Annotated in this window: 27 protein-coding genes; 11 read left to right on the top strand and 16 right to left on the bottom strand. The window is 68.7% G+C overall.

Going from position 1 to position 23,381, the window contains the following annotated elements; genetic code table 11:
* Nucleotides 1-70 precede the first annotated feature (70 nt).
* From AOZ06_RS24440 to AOZ06_RS24405, 8 genes are all read right to left on the bottom strand, one after another.
* Nucleotides 71-736 (bottom strand): SagB/ThcOx family dehydrogenase, encoded by a 666-nt coding sequence (locus AOZ06_RS24440; RefSeq protein WP_083471894.1) that lies wholly within the window; start codon nucleotides 734-736, stop codon nucleotides 71-73.
* Complete coding sequence (locus tag AOZ06_RS24435; RefSeq protein ID WP_054291535.1) at nucleotides 736-1,071, bottom strand: hypothetical protein; 336 nt, start codon at nucleotides 1,069-1,071, stop codon at nucleotides 736-738. Before AOZ06_RS24435 ends, AOZ06_RS24440 begins: the two co-directional genes overlap by 1 nt.
* A gap of 449 nt (nucleotides 1,072-1,520) precedes the next feature.
* The gene (locus tag AOZ06_RS24430; protein ID WP_054291534.1) at nucleotides 1,521-2,633 is read right to left on the bottom strand and encodes a family 2 encapsulin nanocompartment cargo protein terpene cyclase; all 1,113 of its coding nucleotides are present in this window, start codon (nucleotides 2,631-2,633) and stop codon (nucleotides 1,521-1,523) included.
* A gap of 16 nt (nucleotides 2,634-2,649) precedes the next feature.
* Entirely contained in the window at nucleotides 2,650-3,498 is an 849-nt protein-coding gene (locus tag AOZ06_RS24425; protein ID WP_054291533.1) for a geranyl diphosphate 2-C-methyltransferase, read from the bottom strand.
* A 225-nt stretch (nucleotides 3,499-3,723) separates the two neighbouring features.
* Nucleotides 3,724-4,233 carry an SRPBCC family protein gene (locus tag AOZ06_RS24420; RefSeq protein WP_054291532.1) on the bottom strand — a complete coding sequence of 170 codons (510 nt, stop codon included), beginning with the start codon at nucleotides 4,231-4,233 and terminating at the stop codon, nucleotides 3,724-3,726.
* Nucleotides 4,234-4,255: 22 nt separating this feature from the next.
* Nucleotides 4,256-4,756: a winged helix-turn-helix transcriptional regulator gene (locus AOZ06_RS24415; protein ID WP_054291531.1), complete on the bottom strand. Its 501-nt coding sequence runs from the start codon at nucleotides 4,754-4,756 to the stop codon at nucleotides 4,256-4,258.
* Nucleotides 4,753-5,796 carry an LLM class flavin-dependent oxidoreductase gene (locus AOZ06_RS24410; RefSeq protein ID WP_054291530.1) on the bottom strand — a complete coding sequence of 348 codons (1,044 nt, stop codon included), beginning with the start codon at nucleotides 5,794-5,796 and terminating at the stop codon, nucleotides 4,753-4,755. The genes AOZ06_RS24415 and AOZ06_RS24410 overlap by 4 nt, the downstream gene beginning before the upstream one ends.
* Before the next feature lie 101 nt (nucleotides 5,797-5,897).
* Complete coding sequence (locus tag AOZ06_RS24405) at nucleotides 5,898-6,770, bottom strand: alpha/beta fold hydrolase (protein WP_054291529.1); 873 nt, start codon at nucleotides 6,768-6,770, stop codon at nucleotides 5,898-5,900.
* 152 nt (nucleotides 6,771-6,922) lie between these two features.
* Here AOZ06_RS24405 and AOZ06_RS24400 point away from each other — a divergent pair, with 152 nt between their 5' ends.
* The gene (locus AOZ06_RS24400; RefSeq protein ID WP_054291528.1) at nucleotides 6,923-7,195 is read left to right on the top strand and encodes a GlsB/YeaQ/YmgE family stress response membrane protein; all 273 of its coding nucleotides are present in this window, start codon (nucleotides 6,923-6,925) and stop codon (nucleotides 7,193-7,195) included.
* A 43-nt stretch (nucleotides 7,196-7,238) separates the two neighbouring features.
* On the opposite strand, the gene AOZ06_RS24395 is transcribed toward AOZ06_RS24400, so the two are convergent.
* Nucleotides 7,239-7,718 carry a SecDF P1 head subdomain-containing protein gene (locus tag AOZ06_RS24395; RefSeq protein WP_054291527.1) on the bottom strand — a complete coding sequence of 160 codons (480 nt, stop codon included), beginning with the start codon at nucleotides 7,716-7,718 and terminating at the stop codon, nucleotides 7,239-7,241.
* Nucleotides 7,719-7,745: 27 nt separating this feature from the next.
* Nucleotides 7,746-8,924, bottom strand: a complete 1,179-nt coding sequence (locus AOZ06_RS24390) for an alpha/beta hydrolase fold domain-containing protein (RefSeq protein ID WP_054291526.1) — start codon at nucleotides 8,922-8,924, stop codon at nucleotides 7,746-7,748.
* A 106-nt stretch (nucleotides 8,925-9,030) separates the two neighbouring features.
* On the opposite strand from AOZ06_RS24390, the gene AOZ06_RS24385 reads away from it, so the two are divergent.
* The 4 genes from AOZ06_RS24385 to AOZ06_RS24370 are packed head-to-tail and all read left to right on the top strand — an operon-like array spanning nucleotide 9,031 to nucleotide 11,357.
* Nucleotides 9,031-9,438 (top strand): alpha/beta hydrolase fold domain-containing protein, encoded by a 408-nt coding sequence (locus AOZ06_RS24385; RefSeq protein ID WP_083471893.1) that lies wholly within the window; start codon nucleotides 9,031-9,033, stop codon nucleotides 9,436-9,438.
* Between the two features lie 3 nt (nucleotides 9,439-9,441).
* Nucleotides 9,442-10,041, top strand: coding sequence for a dihydrofolate reductase family protein (locus AOZ06_RS24380; RefSeq protein WP_054291524.1), 600 nt, complete (start codon nucleotides 9,442-9,444; stop codon nucleotides 10,039-10,041).
* A complete protein-coding gene (locus AOZ06_RS24375; RefSeq protein WP_054291523.1) occupies nucleotides 10,038-10,958 on the top strand; it encodes an NAD-dependent epimerase/dehydratase family protein in 921 nt (306 codons plus the stop codon). The genes AOZ06_RS24380 and AOZ06_RS24375 overlap by 4 nt, the downstream gene beginning before the upstream one ends.
* A 15-nt stretch (nucleotides 10,959-10,973) precedes the next feature.
* Nucleotides 10,974-11,357 (top strand): TIGR03618 family F420-dependent PPOX class oxidoreductase, encoded by a 384-nt coding sequence (locus AOZ06_RS24370; protein ID WP_054291522.1) that lies wholly within the window; start codon nucleotides 10,974-10,976, stop codon nucleotides 11,355-11,357.
* Nucleotides 11,358-11,367: 10 nt separating this feature from the next.
* On the opposite strand, the gene AOZ06_RS24365 is transcribed toward AOZ06_RS24370, so the two are convergent.
* Nucleotides 11,368-11,859 (bottom strand): MSMEG_6728 family protein, encoded by a 492-nt coding sequence (locus AOZ06_RS24365; protein ID WP_054296881.1) that lies wholly within the window; start codon nucleotides 11,857-11,859, stop codon nucleotides 11,368-11,370.
* A 274-nt stretch (nucleotides 11,860-12,133) separates the two neighbouring features.
* On the opposite strand from AOZ06_RS24365, the gene tatA reads away from it, so the two are divergent.
* The 3 genes from tatA (at nucleotide 12,134) to AOZ06_RS24350 (ending at nucleotide 14,753) form a co-directional block, all read left to right on the top strand.
* Nucleotides 12,134-12,430, top strand: coding sequence for a Sec-independent protein translocase subunit TatA (tatA, locus tag AOZ06_RS54320; protein ID WP_417999960.1), 297 nt, complete (start codon nucleotides 12,134-12,136; stop codon nucleotides 12,428-12,430).
* 95 nt (nucleotides 12,431-12,525) lie between these two features.
* Nucleotides 12,526-14,118 (top strand): AMP-binding protein, encoded by a 1,593-nt coding sequence (locus AOZ06_RS24355; protein ID WP_054291521.1) that lies wholly within the window; start codon nucleotides 12,526-12,528, stop codon nucleotides 14,116-14,118.
* A gap of 50 nt (nucleotides 14,119-14,168) precedes the next feature.
* A complete protein-coding gene (locus AOZ06_RS24350; protein ID WP_054291520.1) occupies nucleotides 14,169-14,753 on the top strand; it encodes a GNAT family N-acetyltransferase in 585 nt (194 codons plus the stop codon).
* Here AOZ06_RS24350 and AOZ06_RS24345 read toward each other — a convergent pair.
* Nucleotides 14,740-15,339, bottom strand: a complete 600-nt coding sequence (locus AOZ06_RS24345) for a CGNR zinc finger domain-containing protein (protein WP_083471891.1) — start codon at nucleotides 15,337-15,339, stop codon at nucleotides 14,740-14,742. The genes AOZ06_RS24350 and AOZ06_RS24345 overlap by 14 nt on opposite strands.
* Before the next feature lie 130 nt (nucleotides 15,340-15,469).
* Here AOZ06_RS24345 and AOZ06_RS24340 point away from each other — a divergent pair, with 130 nt between their 5' ends.
* Both AOZ06_RS24340 and AOZ06_RS24335 read left to right on the top strand, forming a co-directional pair.
* On the top strand, nucleotides 15,470-16,798 hold the full coding sequence (locus AOZ06_RS24340; RefSeq protein ID WP_054291518.1) for a cytochrome P450: 1,329 nt from the start codon (nucleotides 15,470-15,472) through the stop codon (nucleotides 16,796-16,798).
* Between the two features lie 87 nt (nucleotides 16,799-16,885).
* A complete protein-coding gene (locus tag AOZ06_RS24335) occupies nucleotides 16,886-17,065 on the top strand; it encodes a hypothetical protein (RefSeq protein WP_054291517.1) in 180 nt (59 codons plus the stop codon).
* Here AOZ06_RS24335 and AOZ06_RS24330 read toward each other — a convergent pair.
* On the bottom strand, nucleotides 17,025-17,918 hold the full coding sequence (locus AOZ06_RS24330; RefSeq protein ID WP_054291516.1) for a LysR family transcriptional regulator: 894 nt from the start codon (nucleotides 17,916-17,918) through the stop codon (nucleotides 17,025-17,027). The genes AOZ06_RS24335 and AOZ06_RS24330 overlap by 41 nt on opposite strands.
* A gap of 77 nt (nucleotides 17,919-17,995) precedes the next feature.
* Nucleotides 17,996-19,642 carry an alpha/beta fold hydrolase gene (locus AOZ06_RS24325; protein ID WP_218922048.1) on the bottom strand — a complete coding sequence of 549 codons (1,647 nt, stop codon included), beginning with the start codon at nucleotides 19,640-19,642 and terminating at the stop codon, nucleotides 17,996-17,998.
* A 184-nt stretch (nucleotides 19,643-19,826) separates the two neighbouring features.
* On the opposite strand from AOZ06_RS24325, the gene AOZ06_RS24320 reads away from it, so the two are divergent.
* Complete coding sequence (locus AOZ06_RS24320) at nucleotides 19,827-20,921, top strand: NlpC/P60 family protein (RefSeq protein ID WP_054291515.1); 1,095 nt, start codon at nucleotides 19,827-19,829, stop codon at nucleotides 20,919-20,921.
* On the opposite strand, the gene AOZ06_RS24315 is transcribed toward AOZ06_RS24320, so the two are convergent.
* Together AOZ06_RS24315 and AOZ06_RS24310 are read right to left on the bottom strand one after the other, a co-directional pair.
* On the bottom strand, nucleotides 20,918-22,216 hold the full coding sequence (locus AOZ06_RS24315; RefSeq protein ID WP_054291514.1) for a SagB/ThcOx family dehydrogenase: 1,299 nt from the start codon (nucleotides 22,214-22,216) through the stop codon (nucleotides 20,918-20,920). The two genes, AOZ06_RS24320 and AOZ06_RS24315, sit on opposite strands and share 4 nt — an antisense overlap.
* Nucleotides 22,217-22,285: 69 nt before the next feature.
* Nucleotides 22,286-23,065: a S1 family peptidase gene (locus AOZ06_RS24310; protein ID WP_225954742.1), complete on the bottom strand. Its 780-nt coding sequence runs from the start codon at nucleotides 23,063-23,065 to the stop codon at nucleotides 22,286-22,288.
* Between the last annotated feature and the right edge of the window lie 316 nt (nucleotides 23,066-23,381).

The raw sequence follows: 23,381 nt of genomic DNA, 5'->3' as shown, positions 1-23,381 counted from the left end.
CGAACAAGGGGCAGCCAGGCAACAGTCCCGCTGTGTCAACGCCTTTTCCTTTGCGGTCCGGGTCAGCCGATCACACTGGCCGGTGGTGTGCGGGAATCGACCGGCAGAAGTCCGCCGTCCCCGGCCGAACGCCGCCGGACAACAGGTACACCGCGAACTCCTCGTCCGGATCGACGCCGAGCAGCTGCTCCACCACGCTGTCGGTGAAAGCGATCGTCTGGAAGGCAGACGACCCGAGCGCGGTGCACGTCAGCGCGTAGGTCTGCCCGTAGTGCCCGGCGTCGAACATCCATAGCCGGTATGCCCGTGGATGCCTGTACTTCCACGACAGCCTGCGCGCCACCGCCGTGGTGAAGATCGTGAACGCTCCCTCGTAGGACGGCTTCCGGTGATAGGCCACCTCGGCGATCGTGTCACGGCTGACGTCGCCGGGCAGCGCCTCCAGCGCGTGCTGGCGGGGCGAGTAGTGGTACAGGCCAGGGGGAACGCCGTGCACGTCGTGGGCGGCGACGTAGCACTCCACCTCGTGCCGCCCGCCCGCCGACGGACTGACCCGGCCCTGCTGCACGCCGAACATCCCGCCGTCGATGAACCCCTGCGGCCCGAACGTGTAGAACAGCACTGTCGCCAACTGGTCCATCGACACCGGCTGGCCGGCGAACACCCGATGGGTTCGGCGCGCGGCGAACGTGTCCTGGACTGAGCGGCTCAGCGGCGGAGGGGCGCGTGGCAACATCACGACCGGGTTGCCCGGGTAATCCTTGAAGATCGCCGGTGACGCGCCGTCGGCGGCGATGGCGCGGCCACTTCGTCGCGTTCGGGTGTGCCGACGAGGTAGTCGGCGTCCCGATCGGCGGAGTCCGCGGCGGCCACCAGGTCGTCGACGTCCACCGGATCGGTGGCCGCCTCGAGCAGGCGGATGACTCCCGACGGCACCCCGAGCGCGCGCTTGGCGCCGGGAACGCCGATCAGGAACTTGTCACTGGTCCACTCGCACACCAGCGGTCCCGCCGCCGCACCTTCATCGTTTTCCTCCTGCCGCACCGGTTCCGATGCACGCAGGCCGGCCACGCACAAACGCGTGACCGGCCCGTTCGCCGATCACACCGACGGGTGGTCCAGCAGCTGAGCGTTGTTTTCGACAATCTCGATGTCGTGGTTCACAGCGCCCCCTCCCCTCCAGCTACCGTCGGAACAACTCCGGTACCGGTAATTCCCACTATCACTGGGACCGACATACGCGTCGAGTGCCACCGTTACGGAGATGCCGGACACCTGAAATACCGAACAACCCCGGCACACGGCAGCCAATTGGCCTACCAGGCGCGAAGACACCATGTCAATCCGACGCGGCCACCCGCTGACCGAACAATGGGAGCCGCCGGCGAATTGCCCGGCATACCAGCCCGCGAATCCCCGGAACGATAAACCCGTCGTCGGGGTCGGGTTCCACAACCACCACATACGGCGTGGCGCCACAACGAGTCGTGCTCGTTGTGGCGCCACGCCGGGGTGAGGCCTCAGTCAGCGCTGGGGGCCGGTTGCTCTTCCTGTTGTGGTTCCTGCTGGGCAGAGGATTTGTACCTGGGGTTGGTCGCGTGCCATTCGTAGCCGCCGCCCATCCAGGCACGCAGGCCACGCAGGAAACGTTGCAGCTCCAGCGACGGAATCGACTGCAGCGCGCGGTGTCCCGCTTCGAAGTCACGCACGATGGAGTTGTGCAGTTCGACCGTGACCTCGGTGGCTTCCTGGATCGAGCAGTCCCGGTCCGCGGCTATCTGCAGAACCATGTTGCACACAGGCGTCTCGTCCGCCGCGTCCTTCTCCACCGAGTGCAGGTCGTTGACGAGTACTGTCGCCGTTCCCGCGCGGAACGCCGCTTCGCGCACGCGGGGGTCGTAGTAGATCGACGCGGGCACCTCATACCCGCCGACGACGTCCACCAACGTCATCGAGGTGTAGAAGCTGTCGTGTTGACGTGCCGCCAAATATTCCCACGCCGAGGGGTAGTCGCCGGTGTATCGCCAAGCGGCATAAGCGTTCCAGCTGACGAACATGGCGAACGTCGAGTAGTTCACGCGCTGGACTTGCGCCGCCGTGCCGAGTTGCGCGATGTGCTCCATGCCGGAACGCAGAGCCACCAGCACTGGATCCGACCGCAACGTGGCGTCCAGATCGGCCGTGAACTCACCCGCGTGTGGCACCGGGTCCATCGCCGCCATCGCCAACGCGAGGCGCGGCGGCAAAGCCGTCGGCGTCGCGCCCATCTCGCTGTCGTCGGCGTACAGGTCGTCCGCCGCCCACCACGCCGCGTTCAACTGCGCCGCGATGAGCAGGTGGTCCGGGTCGTCGGAGTCCGGGTGCGCCAGCATCGCCAGCTTGCCGAACCACGCCTTCCCGAGCAGTTCCAGGTTCCCGCCTTCGAACCCGCACTCCCGCGCCCAGCTCACCAGCCGCCGGTCCACCTCCTCGGCCAGCGGTTCGTTCACTCGCTCGACAACCGGTACGTACAGCGGTGGAGCGGTTCCATCACCCCATTCTCGTTCCACATAGCCCGGGTCGTGGGAGAGCTGGGACATCACGCGCGCGGCGGATGTCCCCAGCCCGGACGGTCCGAACAGGATGTCCGTCATCTGGCCTTCCCAGTCGTCAGATTCGGTCGGCCGCGATCAGCAGGTAGTGGAAGCTGCCCTCCTTGTACGCGGTCAGGAACGGGTCCTCGATGCCGGTCGCGACCGATGACTGCGCCCGCAGTTCCCAGTACGGGATCGTCGCCGCCGTCAGGTCCACCACGTTGATCGGCACGAACCCGTTGTCGGACAACGCCTTGAAGTACTCGCTGCGGGGATGGATGTTGCAGATGTAGTGCTGGTCGATCTGGCTGACGGCCCGCGACCGCCCGCCGGTGACGTCGTTGTAGCAGCCGGTGATGCACACGTACCGGCCGCCGGGCCGGATCAGCCGCGCGAACTCGCCGTACAACTGGTGCAGGTCCACGTACATCGTGGTCTCGTTCGTCCAGATCCCCCGCATGGACCCGGAGTCGAACCCGGTGTCCAGCATGTTGCGGAAGTGGAACCTGACCTTGTCCTCCACATTCCGTCGCCGCGCTTGGTCGTTGGCGAACGCCACCTGCTGCTCGGAGATGCTCACGCCGTCGACCTGGCAGCCGAACCGCTGGTTGGCCATGATGCTCGAGCCGCCGCGGCCAGAGCCCGCGTCCATCAACCGGTCGGCCGGGCGGATGTCGCCGAGGTGGTCGAGCAGGACGTTGGCCTGCGCGGTCTCCAGCCTGTGCATCTCCTCGATGACAGCCTGGTCACCCGCCCGCAGCACCGACTCGTCGTAGTCGCCGATGCCGTAGTGGTGGTGGTAGAGCCCGTCCACATCGCCCAGTTTGATGTTGACCGGATCCTTCTCTGCGTTCCAGTACGCGGCGATGGAACGCTGGTAGTCGCTGCGCAGTACGGGTCCGGCTGCGGGCTGGACAGTGGTCATCCGGGTGGCTCCTCTACAAGGCTCGCGGTTTCGCGCCGTCGTCCACCGAGCCTTGCAGCCGGTGCCCGCCGGCAGCGATCCGCCACCCGGGGGCCCGGCCCGCACTAACGGGTGGTTCACAATGGACCGCCAGTAGTGCACTGTCCACAAGTGATCTTCGGATGCCGGTGTTCGCCTTTCGGCGTACCACGAACGTTAGGCTGTTCGAGGGGTGCCCCGGCCCGGTCACCGTTGCTCGGCGGCGCCCTTGATGTGCGCGAGCGTCGCGGTCATGTTGCGTTCGAACTCGCGCAGCCGGACGAACACGATCTTCTGTTCCTTGTCCGGCATGCGATCGATCGCGAAGGACAGCCCCGACCGGCCGGGCCCCAGCTGCATCCACTGGGTCAGCTCGGTGCCGTCGTCCTTGGGCCGCAGGACAAAGCGCCAGATGGCCGACGGTTCGGCGGCGTCGCCGACGGCCCAGCCGAACACCCGGCCCGGCTCGCAGTCGACCACCTCGGACGTGGTCGACCACTCACCGAACGACTCGTGCCTGCTGCGGCCGAGGAACTTGCGCCCGACCGCGGGCGCGGTGACGCCGTCGAGCCACTCCACCGACTGCAGTTCGGTGCTCATGCCTGCCATCCGCTCGACGTCGGACACGATCGCCCACACCCGATCGGGTGTCGCGTCGATCCACGTCCGCACCTCGACCGTCGGCTTGTCCGCGTAGCGCGCGCCGGTCCACTCCATCGCCGCCTCGTCCTTTCGTTCGTCAAGCCTGCGCGAACCGCCGCCGGACCTCCGGCAGCGCCTTGAGCCGTTCGGGATAGCCGGGCCCCAGCCGCATCGTCACGTCATCCGATGACAGGATTTCGCCACACGCCGAGCAGACCACGTCGGCGTGCGCGTCCTGCCCGCACCCCTTGTGCCGCATCGTCACCGGCGGACCATCCACACTGGACAACCAGCGGTCACCCCATTGGGTCATGGCGGCGAGCACCCCGAAGAAGTCCCGGCCCTTCTCGGTCAGCACGTAGTCGTAGCGCGTCGGTTTTTCCTGATAAGCCTGCTTTTCCAGCAGTCCCTCGGCGACCAGCCTGGTCAGCCGGTCGGTGAGGGTGTTGCGGGCGATGCCGAGCCCGTGCTGGAAGTCGTCGAACCGGCGGATGCCGTAGAACGCCTCACGCAGCACCAACGGCGTCCACCAGTCCCCGAGCAGGTCCATGGTCCGCGCGATGGAACACGGCCACCTGCCCAACGAACTCCGTTTCACGGTGTCTCCTTGACCATCTCGATCGCTTTGGCGAGCGTGCCGAGCCGTTCGCCGGGCGTCTGGCCCGCCGGGTACAACCGGACAGTGTCCACCCCCGCGGCACGCCACACACGCAGCCGGTCGCGGACCATCTGTTCGGTCCCGATCAGGGTCGTGCCCAGCACCATCTCGTCGGTGACCAGCCCGGCGGCGCCGTCCCGGTCGCCCGCCTGCCAGCGCTGCTTGACCTCGGCGGCCACGTCCGCCCAGCCCTGCCTGCTGTAGGCCTGGTTGTAGAAGTTCGCCGACGAGGAGCCCATCCCGCCGAGACTGAACGCCAGCTCCTTCTTGCGGCCCGCCACCATCACGCGCAACGCGTCCTCGTCCGGCGCGAACGCCACTTCGGCGCCCTGGCAGATGTCCACGTCCGCACGGACCCGGCCGCTGTCGGCGATGCCGTCGTCGATGTGCTTGAAGTAGGCCTCCGCCGCACCTTCCGGCACGAAGCTGGTGCCGAGCCAGCCGTCGGCGACCCGCCCGGTCAGCCGGAGCATCGCGGGCGACAACGTGGCCAGGTAGATCGGGATGTCGTGGGCCGGGCGCGTGGACAGCCGCATCGGTTTGGCGCCCCCGCCGGGCAGGGGAATCCGGAACGCCTCGCCCGAGTACGCGATCTTGCCGCCGTCGAACACCTGCCGGACGATCTCCACCGTCTCGCGCATCCGGGTCAGCGGCTTGGCGAACGGCACGCCGTGCAGGCCTTCCACCACCTGCGGTCCCGACGCGCCGAGACCGAGCAGGAACCGGCCGCCGGACAGGTTCGACAGCGTGATCGCCGTCTGGGCGACAGCGACCGGGGAGCGGGTGCCGAGCTGGATGATCCCGGAGCCGAGCAGCAGCCGTTCGGTCCTGGCCGCGAGGTAGCCGAGGACCGACGGGGCGTCGGAGCCCCAGGCCTCGGCCACGAAGCACACGTCCAGACCCAGCTTCTCGGCCTCGACGACGAAGCCGGCCTGCGCGTGCCAGTCACCGGAGACCTCGACGGTCGTCGCTGTACGCATCGCAGGACCACCCTTCACGTCGTCTACCTGCATAGTTGCGTAGATAGACTCACAGCGTCAAGGGTGGGCCCGGCGGTGACCGGGCCAATCGGGACGTGCTGTCAGCCGCCGTCGAGCACTTCACGCAGCCGCGCCGCGAAGGCCTCGGGCTGTCCGGCGTAACCGAACTCGCCGCCCAGGAAACCGCCGTGGTGGCTCGGGAAGACAGCGGCTTCCTGCCCGAGCAGCTCAGCGGTGGACCTGGCGGTGCGCGCGGTGAACGTGTTGCCTGTCTCCTCGCCGACCGCGATCACCACGCGAGTAGGCGTGGCCTTCAACGCCTCGGCGTCCACGACGTACTCCGTGACCGCCAGCGACCGGTCGGACAGCAGCGGGTCGTCGCGCTTGCCGTCGTCCTCGACGGGCATGCCGAAGGCGGCGGGATCCGCCGGGGGCTGGTCGAAGTACTCGGTGGTGAACTCGCCCTGCCACATGGTCATGGCGAGGAAGCTGGCCATTCCGGCGCCCTGGCCCTTGGCCTGGTACGCGGCCATGAAGATGTCACGGGCCCGCGTGGTGGCCGCGGCGTCCGGCAGCACCGAGATGATCGGCGGCTCGTGGGCCACGAGCGTGGTCACGTCACCCGGGTACGCCGTGACGAGCGCGAGCGCGGTGACCGCTCCCCCGCTGCTGGCGAACATCTCGACGGGACCGGCACCGAGCGCCTCGATCAACGCGTGCACGTCCTGCGCCTGCACCGCGGGTACGAGGTCGGTCTTGCCGTCCCTGCGTGTGCTGCTGCGCCCGAGGCCTCGCGGGTCGTAGGTGACCACAGTGCGGTCGGGGAAGTACGACGCCAGCGTGGTGAAGCCGTTGGCCTCCATCGGCTGGCCGATCATGAACAGCAGCGGGCGCCCGTCCGCGGCCGGCACGGGGCCGTGCAGGTCGTAGGTGAGGTCGACCTCGGGGGTCTCGAGTACGTGGGTAGTCGCCATGACAGTTGGACGTCTCTCGTGTCGGGAAATCATCGCTCGATCGGGTGTAGAGCATCGCACGTGATCATCGCCGCACATGTCCGCGACGCGCAGCGGGTACCCCCAGGTCAGCGAGGCCCGGGTAGTGGGCCCTCCAGGAGCGAGGAGCAGTCATGACCGTCGGCGGCATCATCAGCGCCCTCATCGTGGGCCTCATCATCGGCGCACTGGGACGACTGGTCGTCCCCGGCAAGCAGTCCATCCCGATCTGGCTGACGATCGTGATCGGTATCGTCGCCGCCCTGATCGGCACCTTCATCGCCAACGCGCTGGGCGTCGGCGACACGTCCGGAATCGACTGGATCGAGGTCTTGATCCAGGTCGTGATCGCGGCGGCGGGTGTGGCGGTGGCCGCGGGCGCGTACGGCCGACGACAGGTTCGATGACCGCGGCGTGTGCCGGGGGCTCACCAGCCCCCGGCACACGGCGTCACCGTTCGCCGCCGATCGCGTCGAGCAGGTCCTTGGCCTGCTGCTGGGTGTAGTTCTGCTGGATCTGGACCTTCCCGCCGACGATCGGACTGGTGACCGTCGGCGCGAACACGACAGTGTTGTCCACGATCATGGCCAGGCGCTTGTCGACGTTGGCCGTGGTCAGCTCACCGAACTTGGCCGCGAGGTCGCCGGGCAGTTCCAGGTTGATCATGTAGCCGCCGCCTTCGGGGCTGAACTGGATGTACGCCCTGGTGAACTGCTCGAGCCGCATCTCGACCGGCCCCAGCGTGTACTCCTCACCGGCGTTGTCCCGCAGCTTGATGTCGGGCGCCGTCTCCACCACCCGCCGCACCTCGACCGGTTTGACCAACGCCGGGTGGTTCGATGCGGACGGCGGCACGGCCGTCCCGTCGACGGTGGAACAACCCACACACAGCGCGAGCACGACGGCGACCAGTCCCCAGATTCCCCTCATGCAGCGAAATCCTAGCGACGAGACGTGTCAGCCCGCTTCCGCCGCGGCGGTGGTGTCCGTCGAGCCGAGGAACCGGCCGATCTGTTCGAGTGCGTCCGCGGCTTCCGGCAGGAACGACCAGAACAAGTGGAACACGTGCGTGCTCACCGGGTAGAGGTCCAGTTGGACGTTCGCGCCGTGTTCGGTGGCGCGGTCGACGAAGCGGCGCGTTTCGTGCAGGATCACGTCGCCTGTGCCGGTTTGGACGAGCGTCGGCGGCAGGCCTGACAGGTCGGCTTCCAGGATGCTCAGCAGCGGGTCCGTTCGCGGGTGAGCACCGCTGTAGAGCGAAAGCCAGCGGGCGACGGGAGTGTCCTGCGGTGCGGCCACGACGTTCACCGACGGGCACAGCAGCACCGCGCGGGCCGGGCGGGGCAGGCCCTGCTGTTCCAGCCGGAGCAGCAGGGACACCGCGAGCCCGCCGCCTGCCGAGTCGCCGCCCACGGTCAGCTTCCCGGGGTCCGCGCCTTGGTCGAGCAGCCAGCGGTAGGCAGCCACCGCGTCGTCGAGCCCGGCTGGGAAGGGGTGTTCCGGCGCGAGACGGTAGTCCGGCAGCAGCACAGTCGCACCGGTCGCCGCCGCGAGCGCTCCGGCCAGCGGCCGGTAGCCGAAGGCCGAACCCGCGATCAGCCCGCCGCCGTGCAGGTGCAGGAAGTCCGGCAGGGTGTCCGTTCCGGCTGAGACGGTCAAAGCGGACACTCCCCCGGCTTGCACCGGGCGTACCTTGGTTGCTTCGGGGACTGGGAACTGCGCGTTGAGTGCCTCGTACGCCTCGCGCAACTGTGCCACGCCGGCATGACCGTCGTGCAGGACCGCGTTCCACAGTTGCGCGAGCCGCGTGCTCACCTCACCGCCTGCCGCACGGGTGAGGGTGATCGCGTCGTTGAGGTCGGCCAGCAACGGCCCCGCCGCGCCGAGCAGTGCCTCACCGGCGAGCGTCAGCTCCACGCGATGGGTCGACCGCAGCAGCAGCGGGCAGCCGATCAACCGTTCCAGCGCCTGGATCTGCCTGCTGAGCGCGGACTGCGACACGTACAGCCGGGCCGCTGCCCTGCCGAAGTTGAGCTCGTCGGCCACCGCGACGAACGCACGCAGGTGCTTGAGCTCGATCGCGTCCGCGGCCGACGGCAGGTTCACCGACCGGAGCTCGGCGGGGTGCTCGGACATGGACCGAGTATCCAGCAACAGCCGTGCGGTGGTCATTCGATCTGCGCAACACGGTGATGCAAGATCGGACTTTCCCTTCCGCGCGACCGCCGTGACAGGGTTGGCCATGGCTGAAGGAGCGGGTCATCGGGTCGCCCGGCTGCACCTGCGCGGCGGGGTGACAAGGGTCCACTGGCCAGCCGGACAGGTGACCGCACCGCCGTTGCTGGTGTGGTTCACCGACAACAGCTCCGGGAGCGACCTGGCGGAACGAAGCGGAGTCGTCGTGGTCGCGGCCGGGTTGCGGGAGTTCCCGGCGGCGCGGGAAGTGCTGGAGTGGTCGGCCGCGCACGCCGCGAGCCTCGGTGCCGACCCGCGGCAGCTGCTGGTCGGCGGAGACGGCGCGGGAGCCGCGCTTGCCGCGATGGTCGCGAGCTACGCACGTGAGCAAGGCTGGCCGCCCGTGCGCGAGGTGACACTCGCCGACGGCCGCACCGGAGTCATGGAAATCGGTGGCACCACAAGAAGGGACTAGGACATGAACAAGGTTTTCAGTGCTCTGGCTGTCTCAGTCGACGGCTACATCGCCGGCCGCGGCACGGCACCCGGGAGCGGGCTCGGCGACGCCGGTTTCCTTTTCGACTGGTACTTCGACGGCGACACGCCGAGCAAGTCATTAGACGGGTTCAGGCTCAGTGAGCCCAGCGCCCGTGTCTTCGACGCCCTCGCCGCCCGGGTGGGCGCGATCGTGGCTGGACGCAAAACCTATGACGACTCCGAGGAATTCGGTGGCGGCGGCCCGCATCCGACAGCACCGCTGGTGGTGCTCAGCCACCGGCCCGCGCCGCGGGCCGAGCAGTCCGCGCGCCAGACGCTCGTCACCACGGGGATCAAGGACGCCATCGCGGCGGCCCAGGAACTGGCCGGGGACAAGGATGTCGCCCTGCAAGGCGGTGGCATGGTCACCGAGGCGCTCCAAGCGGGACTCATCGACGAGATCGTCCTGCACCAGGTGCCCGTCCTGGTGGGCGGCGGCCGTCCGTACTTCCAGCAGTTGCCGGGACACGTGCGACTGCGGCTGCTGGGCGCCACCCCGGCCCCCGGCGTGACCCACCTGCACTTCGAGGTGGTCCGATGATCCTGGTCACCGGTGGGCTCGGCATGATCGGCGCGCACACCGCCCGCGCGCTGGTCGATCTCGGCCAGGAGGTGGTGGTCACCGCGCACCGCCGCACTGACGTCCCGTCGTTCCTCGCCGGCCGGGTCGCTGTCGAACAGGTGGACGTGACCGACCGGGACGCTTTCCTTGCTTTGGCTGATCGGCACGACATCAGCGGCATCGTCCACCTCGCCGGCAGCATCCCCGGCGACGACCCGGTCGAGTACTTCCGCACGGACACGACCGGCCTGCTCAACGCGCTGGACGCGGCACGCGCTTGGGGTGTCGGCAGATTCGCCGTCGCGGGCAGCCTCGGCGTCTACATCGGACAACACGAGATCCCGTGGCACGAGGAACTCGCACTGCCCACCGCCGATCTGCCGCACCTGATCGTCGCGTTCAAGAAGGCCGTCGAACCACTGACCACGCACAGCCTGCGGGGCAGCGGCGTCCAGCCGGTCGTGCTGCGGATCGGGACCATCTGGGGCCCGCTTGTCGACCCCGAGTCACCGTTCTTCCATATCCCGCCGTACATCAGCGCCGCGCTGCGCGGCGAGCAACCTCGGCAGCTGTACGCCGAGGACGGCGGCGACTGCTGCTACGCGCCCGACGCCGGACACGCGATCGCCCTGCTGATGACCACATCGACTTTGCGGCACGACACATACAACGTCTCCAGTGGACAGCCGTTCACCAACCGCGAGTTCGCCGCCGCCGTGCGATCGGTCGTTCCCGGCGCGAAGCTCGACCTGTTGCCTGGACGGCAGCACGGCCCCGGCGGCAACTCCTACCTCGACATCACCCGGCTCACGAAAGACACCGGCTTCACGCCGTCCTACGACATCGCCGCGGCCGTCACCGACTACGTCGCCTGGCGCGCCGACAACCCTCGCTGAAGGAGCACACCCGTCATGCTCGACCCCAAAGTGCGCCGTGTACTCGACGGCACCTCGATCGCCCACCTCGCGACTGTCCTGCCGGACGGTTCGCCGCACAACACGCCCGTGTACGTCGGCGCGCACGGCGACCGGATCGTGTTCTTCACCGGCCCAGGCATGCGCAAGGCGCGCAACTTGCGGCGTGATCCCCGGATGGCGTTGTCCATCGCGCCCGCCGACAACCCGTTCGAACCCGTGGTGATCCGGGGACGGGTCGTCGATTGGATCGAAGGCGACGCGGCCTGGGAGATCATCGACCGGCTGGCCACCAAGTACACCGGCTCTCCCTATCCGCGGGAGCACGCACGTGTCGTGGCCGTGATCGAACCCGGGCGGCAGGCGGTCGGCGTCGGCTGAGGGGCCGTTGTCAGCTCTGGCGGGTTGACGCGTCCCTGCGGGGCCGGTCCGACGACGGCCACACGTACGGCAGGTCGTCCGGCACGGATGGGAAATGCGGGCGGTAGTGGGCCGCGTCCTTGCGGACGAGCGCGGATCGGTGACTGTCGTGGAACGCCTTGTCACCGAGCCAGGGTGGCAGTTCGCCGTCGTCGGCCAGTTCGGACTGGGTCCGTACGTGGTGCAGTCCCGTGGCGTGCCGGAGGTCCGCCAGGAGCGTGTCCTGGCAGGTGTCCCGGCGACCGGTGGCGCACCACGCCTGGCAAATGTCCATTCCGTACCTGACGAGGGCTTCTTCGTAGCCTGCCCACATCGTCGCGGCCGGGTGGTGCCGCCAGCCGTATCCGGGGACGGTGAGGGCTCGCAGCACCTGGATCGTCTCGACCCGTTGTTTGCCCAGCCGACGCGGGTCGAGCACAGCCGCGGTGGCGTGGAAGCCTGGATACGGCAGAAAAGTCTGCACAGTGGCAGCCGTCACCTCCCGTCGAATGCCGCGCGGTCACTCCGTGTGTCCCTGATACCCGCTCCGCGCCGGTTCAATCACCGCACGCTGCCCGAGACCCGGTCACTCTCCGCCATCAGCTTGGTCGCGCACGTCCAGCGGGCCGGAGATCAGGTCATCGGGCCACAGCGGGCACCCGGCACATCCCGGAACCTCTGGCACACAGGTATTTCGGGCAAAGTGGCCAGGACAGGCCGATTCGCCCCGGCCGGCCCGCGGGGTACCGTGGCAGCAGGTGCCGACGACTCTGGAGGTCACTGTGGGCAACCTTGGCGCCACGGAGCTGCTCATCATCGCTGTCGTGGTCGTGCTGTTGTTCGGCACCAAGAAGTTGCCGGACATGGCGCGGTCGCTCGGCCGGTCGATGCGCATCCTCAAGGCCGAGACCACGGCTTCCCGCACGCCCGGACCGGAGGCCGCCGCCGCTGTCCCGCCGGAGACCCTCGCGCGGCTGCAGGCTCGGATCGACGAACTCCAGCGGCAGGTCGACGCCGGCACGGCGCAGCCGCACAGCGCCGAGCAGCGGCGCTGATCCCGGCCGACCCGGCACCGGAGAGGTAGCAAACGCCCCGGCCGCGCGAGAACCTGGTAGGCAGTCACGCCCGACCTGCCGAACAGGGAGCACAGATGACGAGCGCAGCGCAGCGTGTCGCGGATCTGCTGGCGGTTCACGGTGATCGCCAGGCGAGCACAGCCGACCTGCTGTGCCTGCGGCACCCGTCGGACGCGGTCGCGTTCACCGTGATCCAGCCGGACCTCACCGGTCAGGATCTCACCTTCGGCGAACTCGGTGACCGGTCGGGCAGGCTCGCCTCGGCGTTCGCCGCGCTCGGGGTCGGCCGTGGTGACCGGGTGGCCACGCTGATGGGCAAGTCCGCCGATCTCGTGGTCACGTTGCTCGCGATTTGGCGCCTGGGCGCGGTGCACGTCCCGTTGTTCACCGCGTTCGCCCCGCCCGCGATCGCGACGAGGATCGCCGGCAACGACACGAAGATCGTGGTCGCCGACCCCGGCCAACGGCACAAGCTCGACGCGGTCCGGGCCGAACCGACCTGGCGCGTGATCACCACTGGTGAACCGCCCACCGCGGCTGATCCGGCCGCACCGGTCGCGGCAGGCGGCGACGGCACCATCATCGAGCTGTTCACCTCCGGTACGACAGGCGCGCCGAAGGGCGTGCCGATTCCGTTGCGGGCCATCGCGTCGATGCGGATGTACCAGGAGTACGGGCTCGACCACCGGCCAGCCGATGTCTTCTGGAACGCCGCGGACCCGGGCTGGGCCTATGGCTTGTACTACGCCATCATCGGGCCGCTCGCGCTCGGCCGACGCAGTCTGCTGCTGCACGCGGGGTTCTCGCCCGAGCTGACGTATCAGGTGCTGTCCACGTTCGGCGTCACGAATTTCACTGCCGGGCCCACTGCCTACCGCGCGCTGCGCAACGCTGAGGGTCCGGTCCCCGCCGACCTTGCGTTGCGTCGTTGTTCGTCGGCGGGTGAACCGCTCAACCCGGATGTCGTGACGTGGGCCGAACGCACGCTCGGCACGCCAGTACGTGACCACTATGGACAGACAGAACTGGGCATGACGGTCGCCAACGCGTGGCACGCCGACCTCGTGAGCGACATCAAGCCCGGTTGCATGGGACGGGCGCTGCCGGGCTGGCGGATGGAGGTGCTGCGGTCCGACGCCGACGAGGTCGCACCCGCCGGGGAGTCCGGGCGGCTGGCTGTCGACCTCACCGCCAGTCCGCTGATGTGGTTCACGGGATATCGGGACGCCCCTGAGCGAACGGCCGAGCGGTTCTCCACGGACGGGCGCTGGTACCTCACCGGCGACACCGCGAGCATGGACGACGACGGCTATGTCTTCTTCGCATCACGGGATGACGACGTGATCCTCATGGCCGGGTACCGGATCGGGCCGTTCGAGGTGGAAAGCGTGTTGCTCCAGCACGACGGGGTCGCCGAGGCCGCGGTCGTCGGTGAGCCCGACGCGTTGCGCGGTGAAGTGGTCGTCGCCCATGTGGTGCTCCAGCCGGGCGTCTCCCCCACCGACGACCTCGCCGCCGAACTCCAGCGGCTCGTCAAGCAGCGCTTCGCCGCGCACGCGTACCCCAGGAGGATCCACTTCCGTCCTGAGCTGCCCAGGACACCCAGCGGCAAGATCCAGCGCTTCCTCCTGCGCGGCGCGCGTCCAGCGACCGCCGGGCAACCGTAGTAACCTGTATCCAGCCGTAAGCAGGTTACTCGACTGCCGGAGGTCCAGCGATGCCCACTACGACGACTCTCGCTGTCAGGGAACTGTCCGACGAGACCTGGAGCGACTTCGAGGCCGTACTCGGAGCCAACGGAGGCGCGCGGGGGTGCTGGTGCATGCACTGGCGGCTGTCCATCGACGAATGGATGACCGGCAAGGGCGACGGGAACAAGAAGGCGATGAAACGCCTCGCCCGGCGTGACCAGGCGCCGGGTGTGATGGTCTACCAGGACGACGATCCGGTGGCGTGGTGCGCGCTGGGGCCGCGTGCGGAGTTCGCGCGGCTCGAACGCTCGTCGTTGCTGAAGGCTGTCGACGACGAACCAGTCTGTGCGATCACGTGCGTCTACGTGCACAAGAAGCACCGCGGTCGCGGACTGCTGACCGGCATTCTCCAAGTGGTGTGCGGCTACGCGGCGTCGGCGGGTTACACAACGGCCGAGGGCTACCCGATCGAACCTCGCGAAGGCAAACGCGCGGGCGCCGACACGGCGATGACCGGAATCGCCAGCGCGTTCGTCGATGCCGGGTTCTCCGAGGTCGCCCGGCCACGCGAGGACCGGCCGATCGTGCGGCGCACGCTCAGGGCGGACTGACCTGACGGTGCCTGCTGGCCTTCTCGCGGTTGCCGCACGTGCTCATGCTGCACCAGCGGCGGCGGCCACCTCGTGACGAATCCAGGAACAGCCACCCGCACCGCCCGCACGCCCTGATCCGGTCCGCCGGAAGCGTGAACAACGCGTGCACCGCCATCAGCGACAAGACCGCCGGAACCGCATCCGGCTCCGTCCAGTCCGCGGTGACGCTGTCGAGGGCGGCACCGGCCTGTCGCACACTGCCCGCCCGTACCCCCGTCCCGGCGCGTTCCATAAGCGCACCGAGGGATTCGGCTGGGACTTCCTCACCACGCGCGACCGCTTCGAACACGGCCCACACTTGTTCACGGACGATCCGCACGTCTGTTGCGAGGCCGTGCGCCGAAGCCACCGACGGGATCTCGTCGAACAATCGGGCCGACGCGCACCACGTCAGCACGTCCGAGGCGGTTTTCAGCAGCTCGCCGTCCTCGACCGGTCGCGTACGGCTGAAGACGGTGTTGGTGAGGTCCAGGACCGGGTGGCCGCCGACGAAATGGCCTTCCTGCCAAGGCGGCCGGACCCGCGGCGCCATCCGGGTAACCATTCAAACCATGGTACGTGGTTTCCGTGGCGGGCTGCCTCGCAGTCGATCGGGTCAGCACGACGGCCGCAGCCGTGGCGGCGTTCCCCGGGTATGGTCGTGGTACACGCCAGTACCATCGAGAGGACGTGTCGTGACGACGGTGAAGCGGCCCTCAGAGGGCCTTGTGGCACGTGCCAAGCCGGTCGTGCGCTGGGGAATCGGCCACGCGCTGCCCCGCACCGTCCTGCGCGTCGCGGCACGCCGCGGTGACCTCCAGGCCCGGCTGGTCACCGACTCCGATCGGTTGCCGACCACCGCGTTGCACGAGCTGTTCGACGATATCCGCCGCAGCGGCCCGGTGCACAAGGCCGGCTTCGCCCATCTCACCGCCGCCCACCCGGCCGTCAGGCAACTGCTCACCAGCAACGACTTCCGCAGCGGCGTCGGCGCGCCGGACGACAGGCTGATCTCCCGGGTGCTGCGCTGGTCGGCTTCCGACTACCTGCATCCGGTGGCGCCACCGTCCCTGCTGGTGACCGAACCGCCCGACCACACGCGGTACCGCAAGCTCGTCACACGCGTGTTCACGGTGCGGGCGGTGGAGAACCTGCGTGCACGCACCGAGCAGATCGCCCACGAACTGCTCGACACGATCGAGGCCGACCGGCCGGTCGACCTCGTCGAGACCTACTGCAGCCTGCTGCCCGTGACCGTGATCGCGGAAATCCTCGGTGTACCGCCTGAGCAGCGGCGGCGTGTGCTGGAGCTGGGTACGGCCGCCGCGCCGAGTCTCGACATGGGTTTGTCGTGGCGGCAGTTCCGCACGGTTGACGCGGCGCTCGCGGCGTTCGACCGTTGGCTCGCGGAACATCTGGACCACCTGCGGGCCAACCCCGGCGACAACCTGCTGAGCCAGCTGGCCGCCGCACGGGAGGACGGCGTCGGTCTCACCGACATCGAACTCAAGGCCACCGCTGGGCTCGTGCTCGCGGCCGGGTTCGAGACGACCGTGAACCTGCTCGGCAACGGCATCACGCTCCTGCACGACAACCCCGGGCAGCTGGAGGTGCTCCGGCAGGACCCGGCGCACTGGCCGAACGCCGTCGACGAGGCCCTCCGGGTCGACCCGCCCGTCCTGCTGACCGCGCGGACGAGCTTGCGCCACACCACCGTGGCAGGCGTGCGGGTACCGAAAGACGCGGTGGTTGTCGGGGTCCTGGCCGCGGCCAACCGTGATGCCGATGTGTTCGAGGATCCCGCGCGGTTCGACGTGACCCGCCCCAACGCCCGTGACCACGTCTCGTTCTCCGCGGGACGCCACTACTGCCTCGGCGCCGCACTCGCCCGGATGGAAGGCGAAGTGGGCTTGCGGACTCTCTTCGACCGGTACCCGAACCTGCGGTTGCTGCCGGGCGCGACCAGGCGTGCCACCAGGATCCTGCGCGGCTACGAACGCCTCCCGGCGGTCCTGAAGCCCTGACACGCGGGGATTCAGCGATTCCGGCGCTGAGTGGCAGCGGAACGAAGTGTTGGACAAACCGGTGCGTGCCGGGCGGATACTCAGCGCATGGGTTCTGACGCCGCCCGGGTACTGCGGAAGATCGCGGTGCGCGCGTTCGCTCTCGCGTTCCTCTTCGGGATCTTCGGGCAGCCGTTGCCCGCCATGGCGCTCGCGCTCGCCGGCTTCGGTCTTCTTTTCGCGCCGGTCACTGCGCCGGCGGCGGGCCGTGGAGACCGCGTCCGGTGAGGTGCTCCAGCAGCGCGCGTGCCGCCGGGTTCACCGGTTCCGGCTGCCGCCCGGCCAGGTAGATCACCCGCTCGAAGTCGGCGTCGTCGATCTCGGCGAAGGGCAGGCCCGCTCGTTGCGCCACCGACTGCGGGACGATCGTGACGCCGAGCCCGGCCGCGACCAGGTCCACCAGCAGCGGGACGTGGGTGGCCGCGCAGACGGGATTGTGGCGCAGCCCGGCGGCGGCGAACCGGCGGCGGACCATCTCCTGCATGACGCTGCCGGTGTAGTCCACGAACGGTTCGTCGTCGATCTGCGCGAACGGGACGCGGCGCCGGTTGGCCAGCCGGTGTCCCGGATACGTGACCAGGACCAGGAGCTGGCTCCACTGGGCGAAACACGCCAGGTCTCCCGGCAGCGGCCCGTCGGCGGCCAGGTACGCCAGGTCCAGTTCGCCGCCGGTCACCGCCGCGGTGAGATCGGCGACCCGGCCGTCACGGACGTGGATCCGGATCCCCGGATACCGCGACCGGAACACGCCGAGCTCACGCGGCAGGTCGACGACCGTCAGCGTCTGGATCGTGCCGACGGACACCGCGCCCCGCGTCAGGCCCGCGACTTCCGACACCGCGCCTCGTGCCACGTCGATGTCGGCCACGAGCCGGTGCGCGATCGGCAGCAGCGCACGGCCCGCCTCGGTGAGGATCACGCGGCGGGTGGTCCGTTCGAACAGTTGCGCGCCCAGTTCGTTCTCGAGCTTGCGGATCGAGGAACTCAACGCCGATTGCACGATGTGAGTCCGCTGCGCCGCCACCGTGAAGCTTCCCTCGCCGGCCACCGCGAGGAAGTGCTCCAACTGCCTCAACTCCATGAGCCAGCGATGCTACTGCCCGGTGCCGCACGGCGCATGCGCCCCGACCGCCGTCGGGGCGCATGTCCTGTGTCGAGTCAGAACGTGCGGTCGAGCTTGTGGATCTTGATCAGCTCAACGGCGCGTTGCTCGAGTGAGCGCCCGGATTGGGCCGCCACGCCGCCGGCCGGCACGTCCGGCCTCGGCGCACCGGCACAGGTGGTCCGTGAGCCGGGCAGGACACCGCCGATCAGGTAGCTGTTGATCTTCTCGGTGGCGCACGCGTTGCGGCCGTAGATGCCGTGCGAGCCCTCGTCGGAGATCGAGATGAGGTTGTCGTTGAGCTTCGCCGCCATCGCCGGGCCGCCGTCGTACTGCGTGGCGGGGTCGAACTCGGCCTGGATGACGAGACCGGTCGGGTATCCCTTGCGCTTGAGGTCGGCGAGCCGCTCCGGCGGGGTGAACGACCGGAACGTGCACTCGGTCGGTTCGGCAGCGTTCGCGCCCCGGCCGTACGGGTACCGCTCGCGGAACAGCCGCATCTGCTCGTAGTAGACGTTCAGGTCCGCGGGCCAGTCGGCCTCACAGGTCACCGTGGGGAAGGTGTCGTTGAACGTCTCGGGGATCAGGGCCTTGCCGAGCGCGGCCATCGCCTTGCCCGCGTCCGCGGGCAGCGTCCCGCCGATGGACTCCTTGATCTTGACGACGAGTTCGGCCAGCAGTGCCCAGTTGGGCCGTGGCGCGGCCCAGAACCCCAGCAGCTGGTCGAACGTGTTGCGGTCGATCCGGGGGAAGTCGGGGTTGTCCGGCCACGGGATCGGTTGGGCGGCCAGTCGCGTGCCCATCTCGTCGAGTGCGGCGTTCACCTGCGCGGCCGAACTGCCCAGGTGGTAGGTCTTGTCCCGCTCGGCCACCCACTTCACCCACGCGTCGACGCTTTGTTTCGCCGCCACTGACTGTTGCTTGGACTGCTCGTAGTAGAGCCAGTCCGGGTGCATCGACGAGTCGAGCACGCTGCGGTTGAGCTTGCCGGGGAACAAACTGCCGTACACCGCGCCCAGGTACGTGCCGTAGGAGAAGCCCAGATAGTTGATCTTCTTCTCGCCCAGCGCCTCCCGGATCACGTCCATGTCCCTGGCGGCGTTGGCCGTGTTCACGAACGGTCGCAGGCCACCGCCCGCACGCTGGCAGGCAGCCTCCCGCTCCCGCGCCGCCGCTGTGATCGGGGCGAACTGGTCATCCGTCGGCCTGGTCCGCGGCGGTTCCCAGTACCCCACCTCACACAGCAGCTGGGTGGAACGGCCGACACCGCGCGGGTCGAAGCCGATCAGGTCGTAGCTGGTGGCGATCGCCTCCGGTTCCAGGTAGCTGGGCATCAGCAGCCCGTCACCGCCGGGCCCGCCGGGGTTGAGCAGCAACACGCCCTGCCGTTTGGCCGGGTCCTTGGCCTTGCGGCGGCTGATCGCGATGCTGAGCTTGCCGTCCGCGGGCTTGCGGTAGTTCATCGGCACGGTCACCGTCGCGCAGTCCATGCCTGCCCAGAGCTTGTCCCACTCCTCCTGCGGCCATCCGGGCGGCGGCGGCCCGGCGACGCACTGCGCCCACGAGATCCCCTGCTGGGGAACCGGGGCCATGCCGGAATCCCCTGCCGCCGCGGGAAAGGCGAAAAGCCCCAAAGCGGCCGTCACACCGGCTGTGACCGCGGTTGCGCGCAGCGGTCCCGGCACCCCTCGGCTGATCCTCACGAAATCGCCCTCCATCCCAGTGCGTGTTCGACAGAACGCACAGAGCGAGAAGTTAGTGACGCAGCGTTAAGCGCCGGATAAGCGTGGTGGCGAGAACATGCACGCGATGCCCTGTGGTGGACTTGACCAAGAACCGTTCGTAACCTGTTCGTGATCCTGCGGTCGACCAAGGAGTACCTGGAACATGCACTTACGGCGGTTCAAACGGTTACTCGCGGTTTCCGCGCTTCTGCTGGCCCTGCCCGCGTTGCCCGCGACGGCCCAGCCCGCGACCCAGTCCGACGCGGTCGAGCAGTACCGTGAGCTCAACGTCGAGGCCGAGAAGCTGCATCAGGACTTCCTGCAGGCCACCGAGGACAAGGACGCCAAGCAGGGCGAACTCGACAAGGCGACCGCCGAGCTCGGTGCGGCCCAGCGCGCCGAGGCCGCGGCGAAGGACAAACAAGCCCAGTTCCGCGGCCAGGTCGACGAACTGAGCAACGCCAGATTCCGCGGCGCCCGCTTCGACAAGATGGCGGCGTTGCTGACCGGCCGGTCCGAGCGGGATTTCCTCGACAGGGCAACGGCATTGGGAATCCTGGCCGAGCAGAGCAACAGGACGCTGCGTGAGATGGCCGACGCCGTGGCCGCGACCGCGCAAGCGCAGAACCAGGCGTCACGGGCCCAACGCACGGCGACCGAAGTGCGTGACGCGGCGGTCAAGCTGACCAACGAGATCGCCGCCCGGCGAACGGCACTCGACACCAAGATCGCGAAGGTCAAGTCGGACCTGGACAAGCTCACCGCGGCGCAGAAAGCCGAGCTGGCCGGGCCACCGGACCCGGTGCCCCCGACCACGCCACGCACCACCCCGCCCAAGACTCCCGCACCGCCGAAAACCCCTCCCCCGCCTCCGTCCACGGGAGCGCCCGCGGACGCGGCGGCACGAGCGGTGTCGGCTGCCCTCAGCAGGCGTGGCGACGCGTACGTCTGGGGCGGCACGAAACCGGGCGGGTTCGACTGTTCCGGTCTGACGCTGTGGTCGTACGCCCAGGCGGGGATCTCGCTCCCGCGCACCAGCCGTGCCCAGTTCGGCGCGGGCCGCTCGGTTCCGAAGGACCAGCTGCGGCCCGGTGATCTGCTGTTCTACGGCACCAGCGCGGGTTCGATCCACCACGTGTCGATGTACATCGGCGACGGCAACATCGTGCACGCGTCGACCTACGGCGTACCAGTGAAATCCGGGCCGATGTCGATCGGCGGCCGGGACTACTTCGGCGCCAGGCGGATCGTCGGTTAGGACTTCCGCGCCCTGCTGCCGAGCGCGAACTCGCCGACCGGCGACTCGGTCAACGGGTCGATGCCGGTGGTCTCGGCGAACACGTCCGATGTCCCGGCTTCGATCGCGCAGGGCGCGAGGCCCATCGCGGTGGCGACGAGGTACATCGTCTGTTGCAGTGCGCCGACGTTCTTCAGCGTCAGCGCGTACGCCATCGTCTGGTATTTCCACATCGTCCGGCCGAACCGCGCGGTGATGACCAGGAGCACCTGGGGCGCGGTGTCCTTGCCCATCGCCAAGGCGGCTTGGTCCAGCAGCACACGTGTTGACCCGGGCAGGGTTTCCAGCTTGTGGTCGAACGGATCGTAGTGGTGGACGCCGTCGCCGAGTCCCGGCACCGACCGCGTGACCGGGTAGATCTCCAACTCGTGCAGGCCTCCGCCGGACGGGCTCGGCCGTGTCGACGTGCCCGCCGCGGTCACCGACCGCACGTGCGCGGACCGGTACAGGAAATGCCCCAGTTGCTCGACGGTGATGGGGTTCTCGTCGTCGTAGTCCCGCACCGAGCGGCGATCTTCCAGTGTTACCGGGATCTCGTCGGGTACTGACAAGGCGACGGTCTCGCCGTCGAAGGGCTCCCGCCGTGCGGGCACAGGTTCGAACCGCCCGTTCGCCCACCCGGTGGCTCCGAACCCCGGGCTCCCGGCGCGCCGGCTGGTGTCGTGGAAGGTCAGCTCGTGGCTGCTCCACTGCGCCAGGCGGAGCTCGCTGTCCTCGGTGTCCGCGCTGTCGACCAGGAAGTGCGCACGCCACAGGTCGTCGGACAGCCGGTGGGCGGCACTTCCCACCGGCGCGGGTTTTCCGATGCCTGCGATCAGTTCGACGTTGTGCAGCAGCACAACACTGGTGGACAACGGCGAGGACAGCACCATGCCGTCGGTGTCTCGCCGCAGTGTGGCAAACCGGGACAACATCACGTTGTGCGGAAGCGCGCCTGTCCGGTACGGCCGCCGGACGCCCCTCGGCCGCACTGTGTATTGAGGACTCTCATCGCGTAGAACGGTGTGGTAGAGCCATTGTCCTGAGACGAGGCGTCCTAGTAGTGACCTCAGCACCTGATCGTCGCCGATCACCGTGGCGAGTTCGTCGACCGACACGGGCCCGTCAGCGAGCCGCCGTACGGCAACGTGCTTGCCCTCCGTGACACGGCCGAGGGAGCCGGTGCGCGGCCACGCCGCCAGAAACAGTTCACCGTCGCCGGACACCGCACTGCGCACTCCCGCGCGCAGCCCGATCAGCTCCCTCAGCTCGTTCACCCGGTCAATCTTCCCTGACCGGCGCACGGGCGTCCCGTGCCGCCACGGGACGCCCGTGCTGGGAAGCCGTCAGAGCGTCGCTTCCCACGCGGCCACCGCGCCACCGGTCACCTGGTTGATCCAGGCCCGGTAGCCGGGAACGCTGTTGTAGAGGCCGGGGCCGTTGAGGCAGTTGGAGCTGTTGTTGCCGGAACGGCTGGTGGCGCCGGTCAGCTCACCGTTGAGGATGGACGGTCCACCGGAGTCGCCGTAGCACGCGCTGGTACCGGGCGCGCCCTGGAAGCAGATCTCCTTGCCCGGCTTGAAACTGGCCGTGCACCTGGAGTCCGCGACCCTGGTGCTCTCGACTTCGCGCAACTGCGGCGACGGGCCGCTGCAGCCGGGGTTGCCACAGGTCTGGCCGTGGCCGATCAGCGTGTTGACCGAACCGACCGGCGGGTGGCTCGCCGCGATCCTGATCGGCTTCGACGTGGCGGCCCGTGACAGCCGCACCACGGCGATGTCGTTCTCGCCGAGGGTGGCGCCGGCCGCCGTGATGACCTCACCGCCGGATCCGGTGTTCACCGAACCGATCCGTGCCGTGAAGCCACCGCCGGTGGATCCCTGGACGCAGTGCTTCGCGGTGACGAGCCACTGCGGGGCGATCAGCGAAGCGCCGCAGAAGTGGCGGCCACTTCGTTGCAGTGACGCGAAGAACGAGTAAGGGGTGGTGACGACCCGGCCGCCGATGATGAACGGTTGGGCCTGCGGCTCGGTCTCTTGCGTGGCCTGGGCCGGTGACCCGAGCCCGAGACCGACCGTCGAGATGACGGCGGCGGCCGCGATCATGGACAGACGACGAATCCACATTGTCTTTTCAAACCTCCTACAGAGCAGGGTGTCCGGCAGGTCGGACATCTGTAGAGCGGTAACACTCGACACCTGACCGTAGTGGCCTGTTACCTGTTCAGGTACCCTCCGTTAGTACCAACCAGGCCCCTCCATCGCACCCGTAGCGGCGCATCGGCCGCGAACGTGATCACCGGGCGCATTTCATCGAATGCCGGCGACCTCCCGTTACAGTGGAAAATTTCCGCTACCGGTCGTGCGCCGATCGCGATTCACATAACAGCAATTCCTTTCCCTGATACGTTTCCGTGACCGCGTGCCGCTAACGACTGGCGTC

Source organism: Kibdelosporangium phytohabitans (genome assembly GCF_001302585.1).
Classification (GTDB): Bacteria; Actinomycetota; Actinomycetes; order Mycobacteriales; family Pseudonocardiaceae; genus Kibdelosporangium; species Kibdelosporangium phytohabitans.
The sequence above is the reverse complement of the archived record's forward strand: the minus strand, read 5'-3'. Positions and strand labels throughout refer to the sequence as shown.

Bases quoted from the DNA above. Each gene is read 5' to 3' on its own strand.
- AOZ06_RS24440 (WP_083471894.1), bottom strand. From the start codon at position 736: ATGTTGCCACGCGCCCCTCCGCCGCTGAGCCGCTCAGTCCAGGACACG.
- AOZ06_RS24430 (WP_054291534.1), bottom strand. From the start codon at position 2,633: ATGACGGACATCCTGTTCGGACCGTCCGGGCTGGGGACATCCGCCGCG.
- AOZ06_RS24425 (WP_054291533.1), bottom strand. From the start codon at position 3,498: ATGACCACTGTCCAGCCCGCAGCCGGACCCGTACTGCGCAGCGACTAC.
- AOZ06_RS24420 (WP_054291532.1), bottom strand. From the start codon at position 4,233: ATGGAGTGGACCGGCGCGCGCTACGCGGACAAGCCGACGGTCGAGGTG.
- AOZ06_RS24410 (WP_054291530.1), bottom strand. From the start codon at position 5,796: ATGCGTACAGCGACGACCGTCGAGGTCTCCGGTGACTGGCACGCGCAG.
- AOZ06_RS24405 (WP_054291529.1), bottom strand. From the start codon at position 6,770: ATGGCGACTACCCACGTACTCGAGACCCCCGAGGTCGACCTCACCTAC.
- AOZ06_RS24400 (WP_054291528.1), top strand. From the start codon at position 6,923: ATGACCGTCGGCGGCATCATCAGCGCCCTCATCGTGGGCCTCATCATC.
- AOZ06_RS24395 (WP_054291527.1), bottom strand. From the start codon at position 7,718: ATGAGGGGAATCTGGGGACTGGTCGCCGTCGTGCTCGCGCTGTGTGTG.
- AOZ06_RS24390 (WP_054291526.1), bottom strand. From the start codon at position 8,924: ATGTCCGAGCACCCCGCCGAGCTCCGGTCGGTGAACCTGCCGTCGGCC.
- AOZ06_RS24385 (WP_083471893.1), top strand. From the start codon at position 9,031: ATGGCTGAAGGAGCGGGTCATCGGGTCGCCCGGCTGCACCTGCGCGGC.
- AOZ06_RS24380 (WP_054291524.1), top strand. From the start codon at position 9,442: ATGAACAAGGTTTTCAGTGCTCTGGCTGTCTCAGTCGACGGCTACATC.
- AOZ06_RS24375 (WP_054291523.1), top strand. From the start codon at position 10,038: ATGATCCTGGTCACCGGTGGGCTCGGCATGATCGGCGCGCACACCGCC.
- AOZ06_RS24370 (WP_054291522.1), top strand. From the start codon at position 10,974: ATGCTCGACCCCAAAGTGCGCCGTGTACTCGACGGCACCTCGATCGCC.
- AOZ06_RS24355 (WP_054291521.1), top strand. From the start codon at position 12,526: ATGACGAGCGCAGCGCAGCGTGTCGCGGATCTGCTGGCGGTTCACGGT.
- AOZ06_RS24350 (WP_054291520.1), top strand. From the start codon at position 14,169: ATGCCCACTACGACGACTCTCGCTGTCAGGGAACTGTCCGACGAGACC.
- AOZ06_RS24345 (WP_083471891.1), bottom strand. From the start codon at position 15,339: ATGGTTACCCGGATGGCGCCGCGGGTCCGGCCGCCTTGGCAGGAAGGC.
- AOZ06_RS24335 (WP_054291517.1), top strand. From the start codon at position 16,886: ATGGGTTCTGACGCCGCCCGGGTACTGCGGAAGATCGCGGTGCGCGCG.
- AOZ06_RS24330 (WP_054291516.1), bottom strand. From the start codon at position 17,918: ATGGAGTTGAGGCAGTTGGAGCACTTCCTCGCGGTGGCCGGCGAGGGA.
- AOZ06_RS24320 (WP_054291515.1), top strand. From the start codon at position 19,827: ATGCACTTACGGCGGTTCAAACGGTTACTCGCGGTTTCCGCGCTTCTG.
- AOZ06_RS24310 (WP_225954742.1), bottom strand. From the start codon at position 23,065: ATGTGGATTCGTCGTCTGTCCATGATCGCGGCCGCCGCCGTCATCTCG.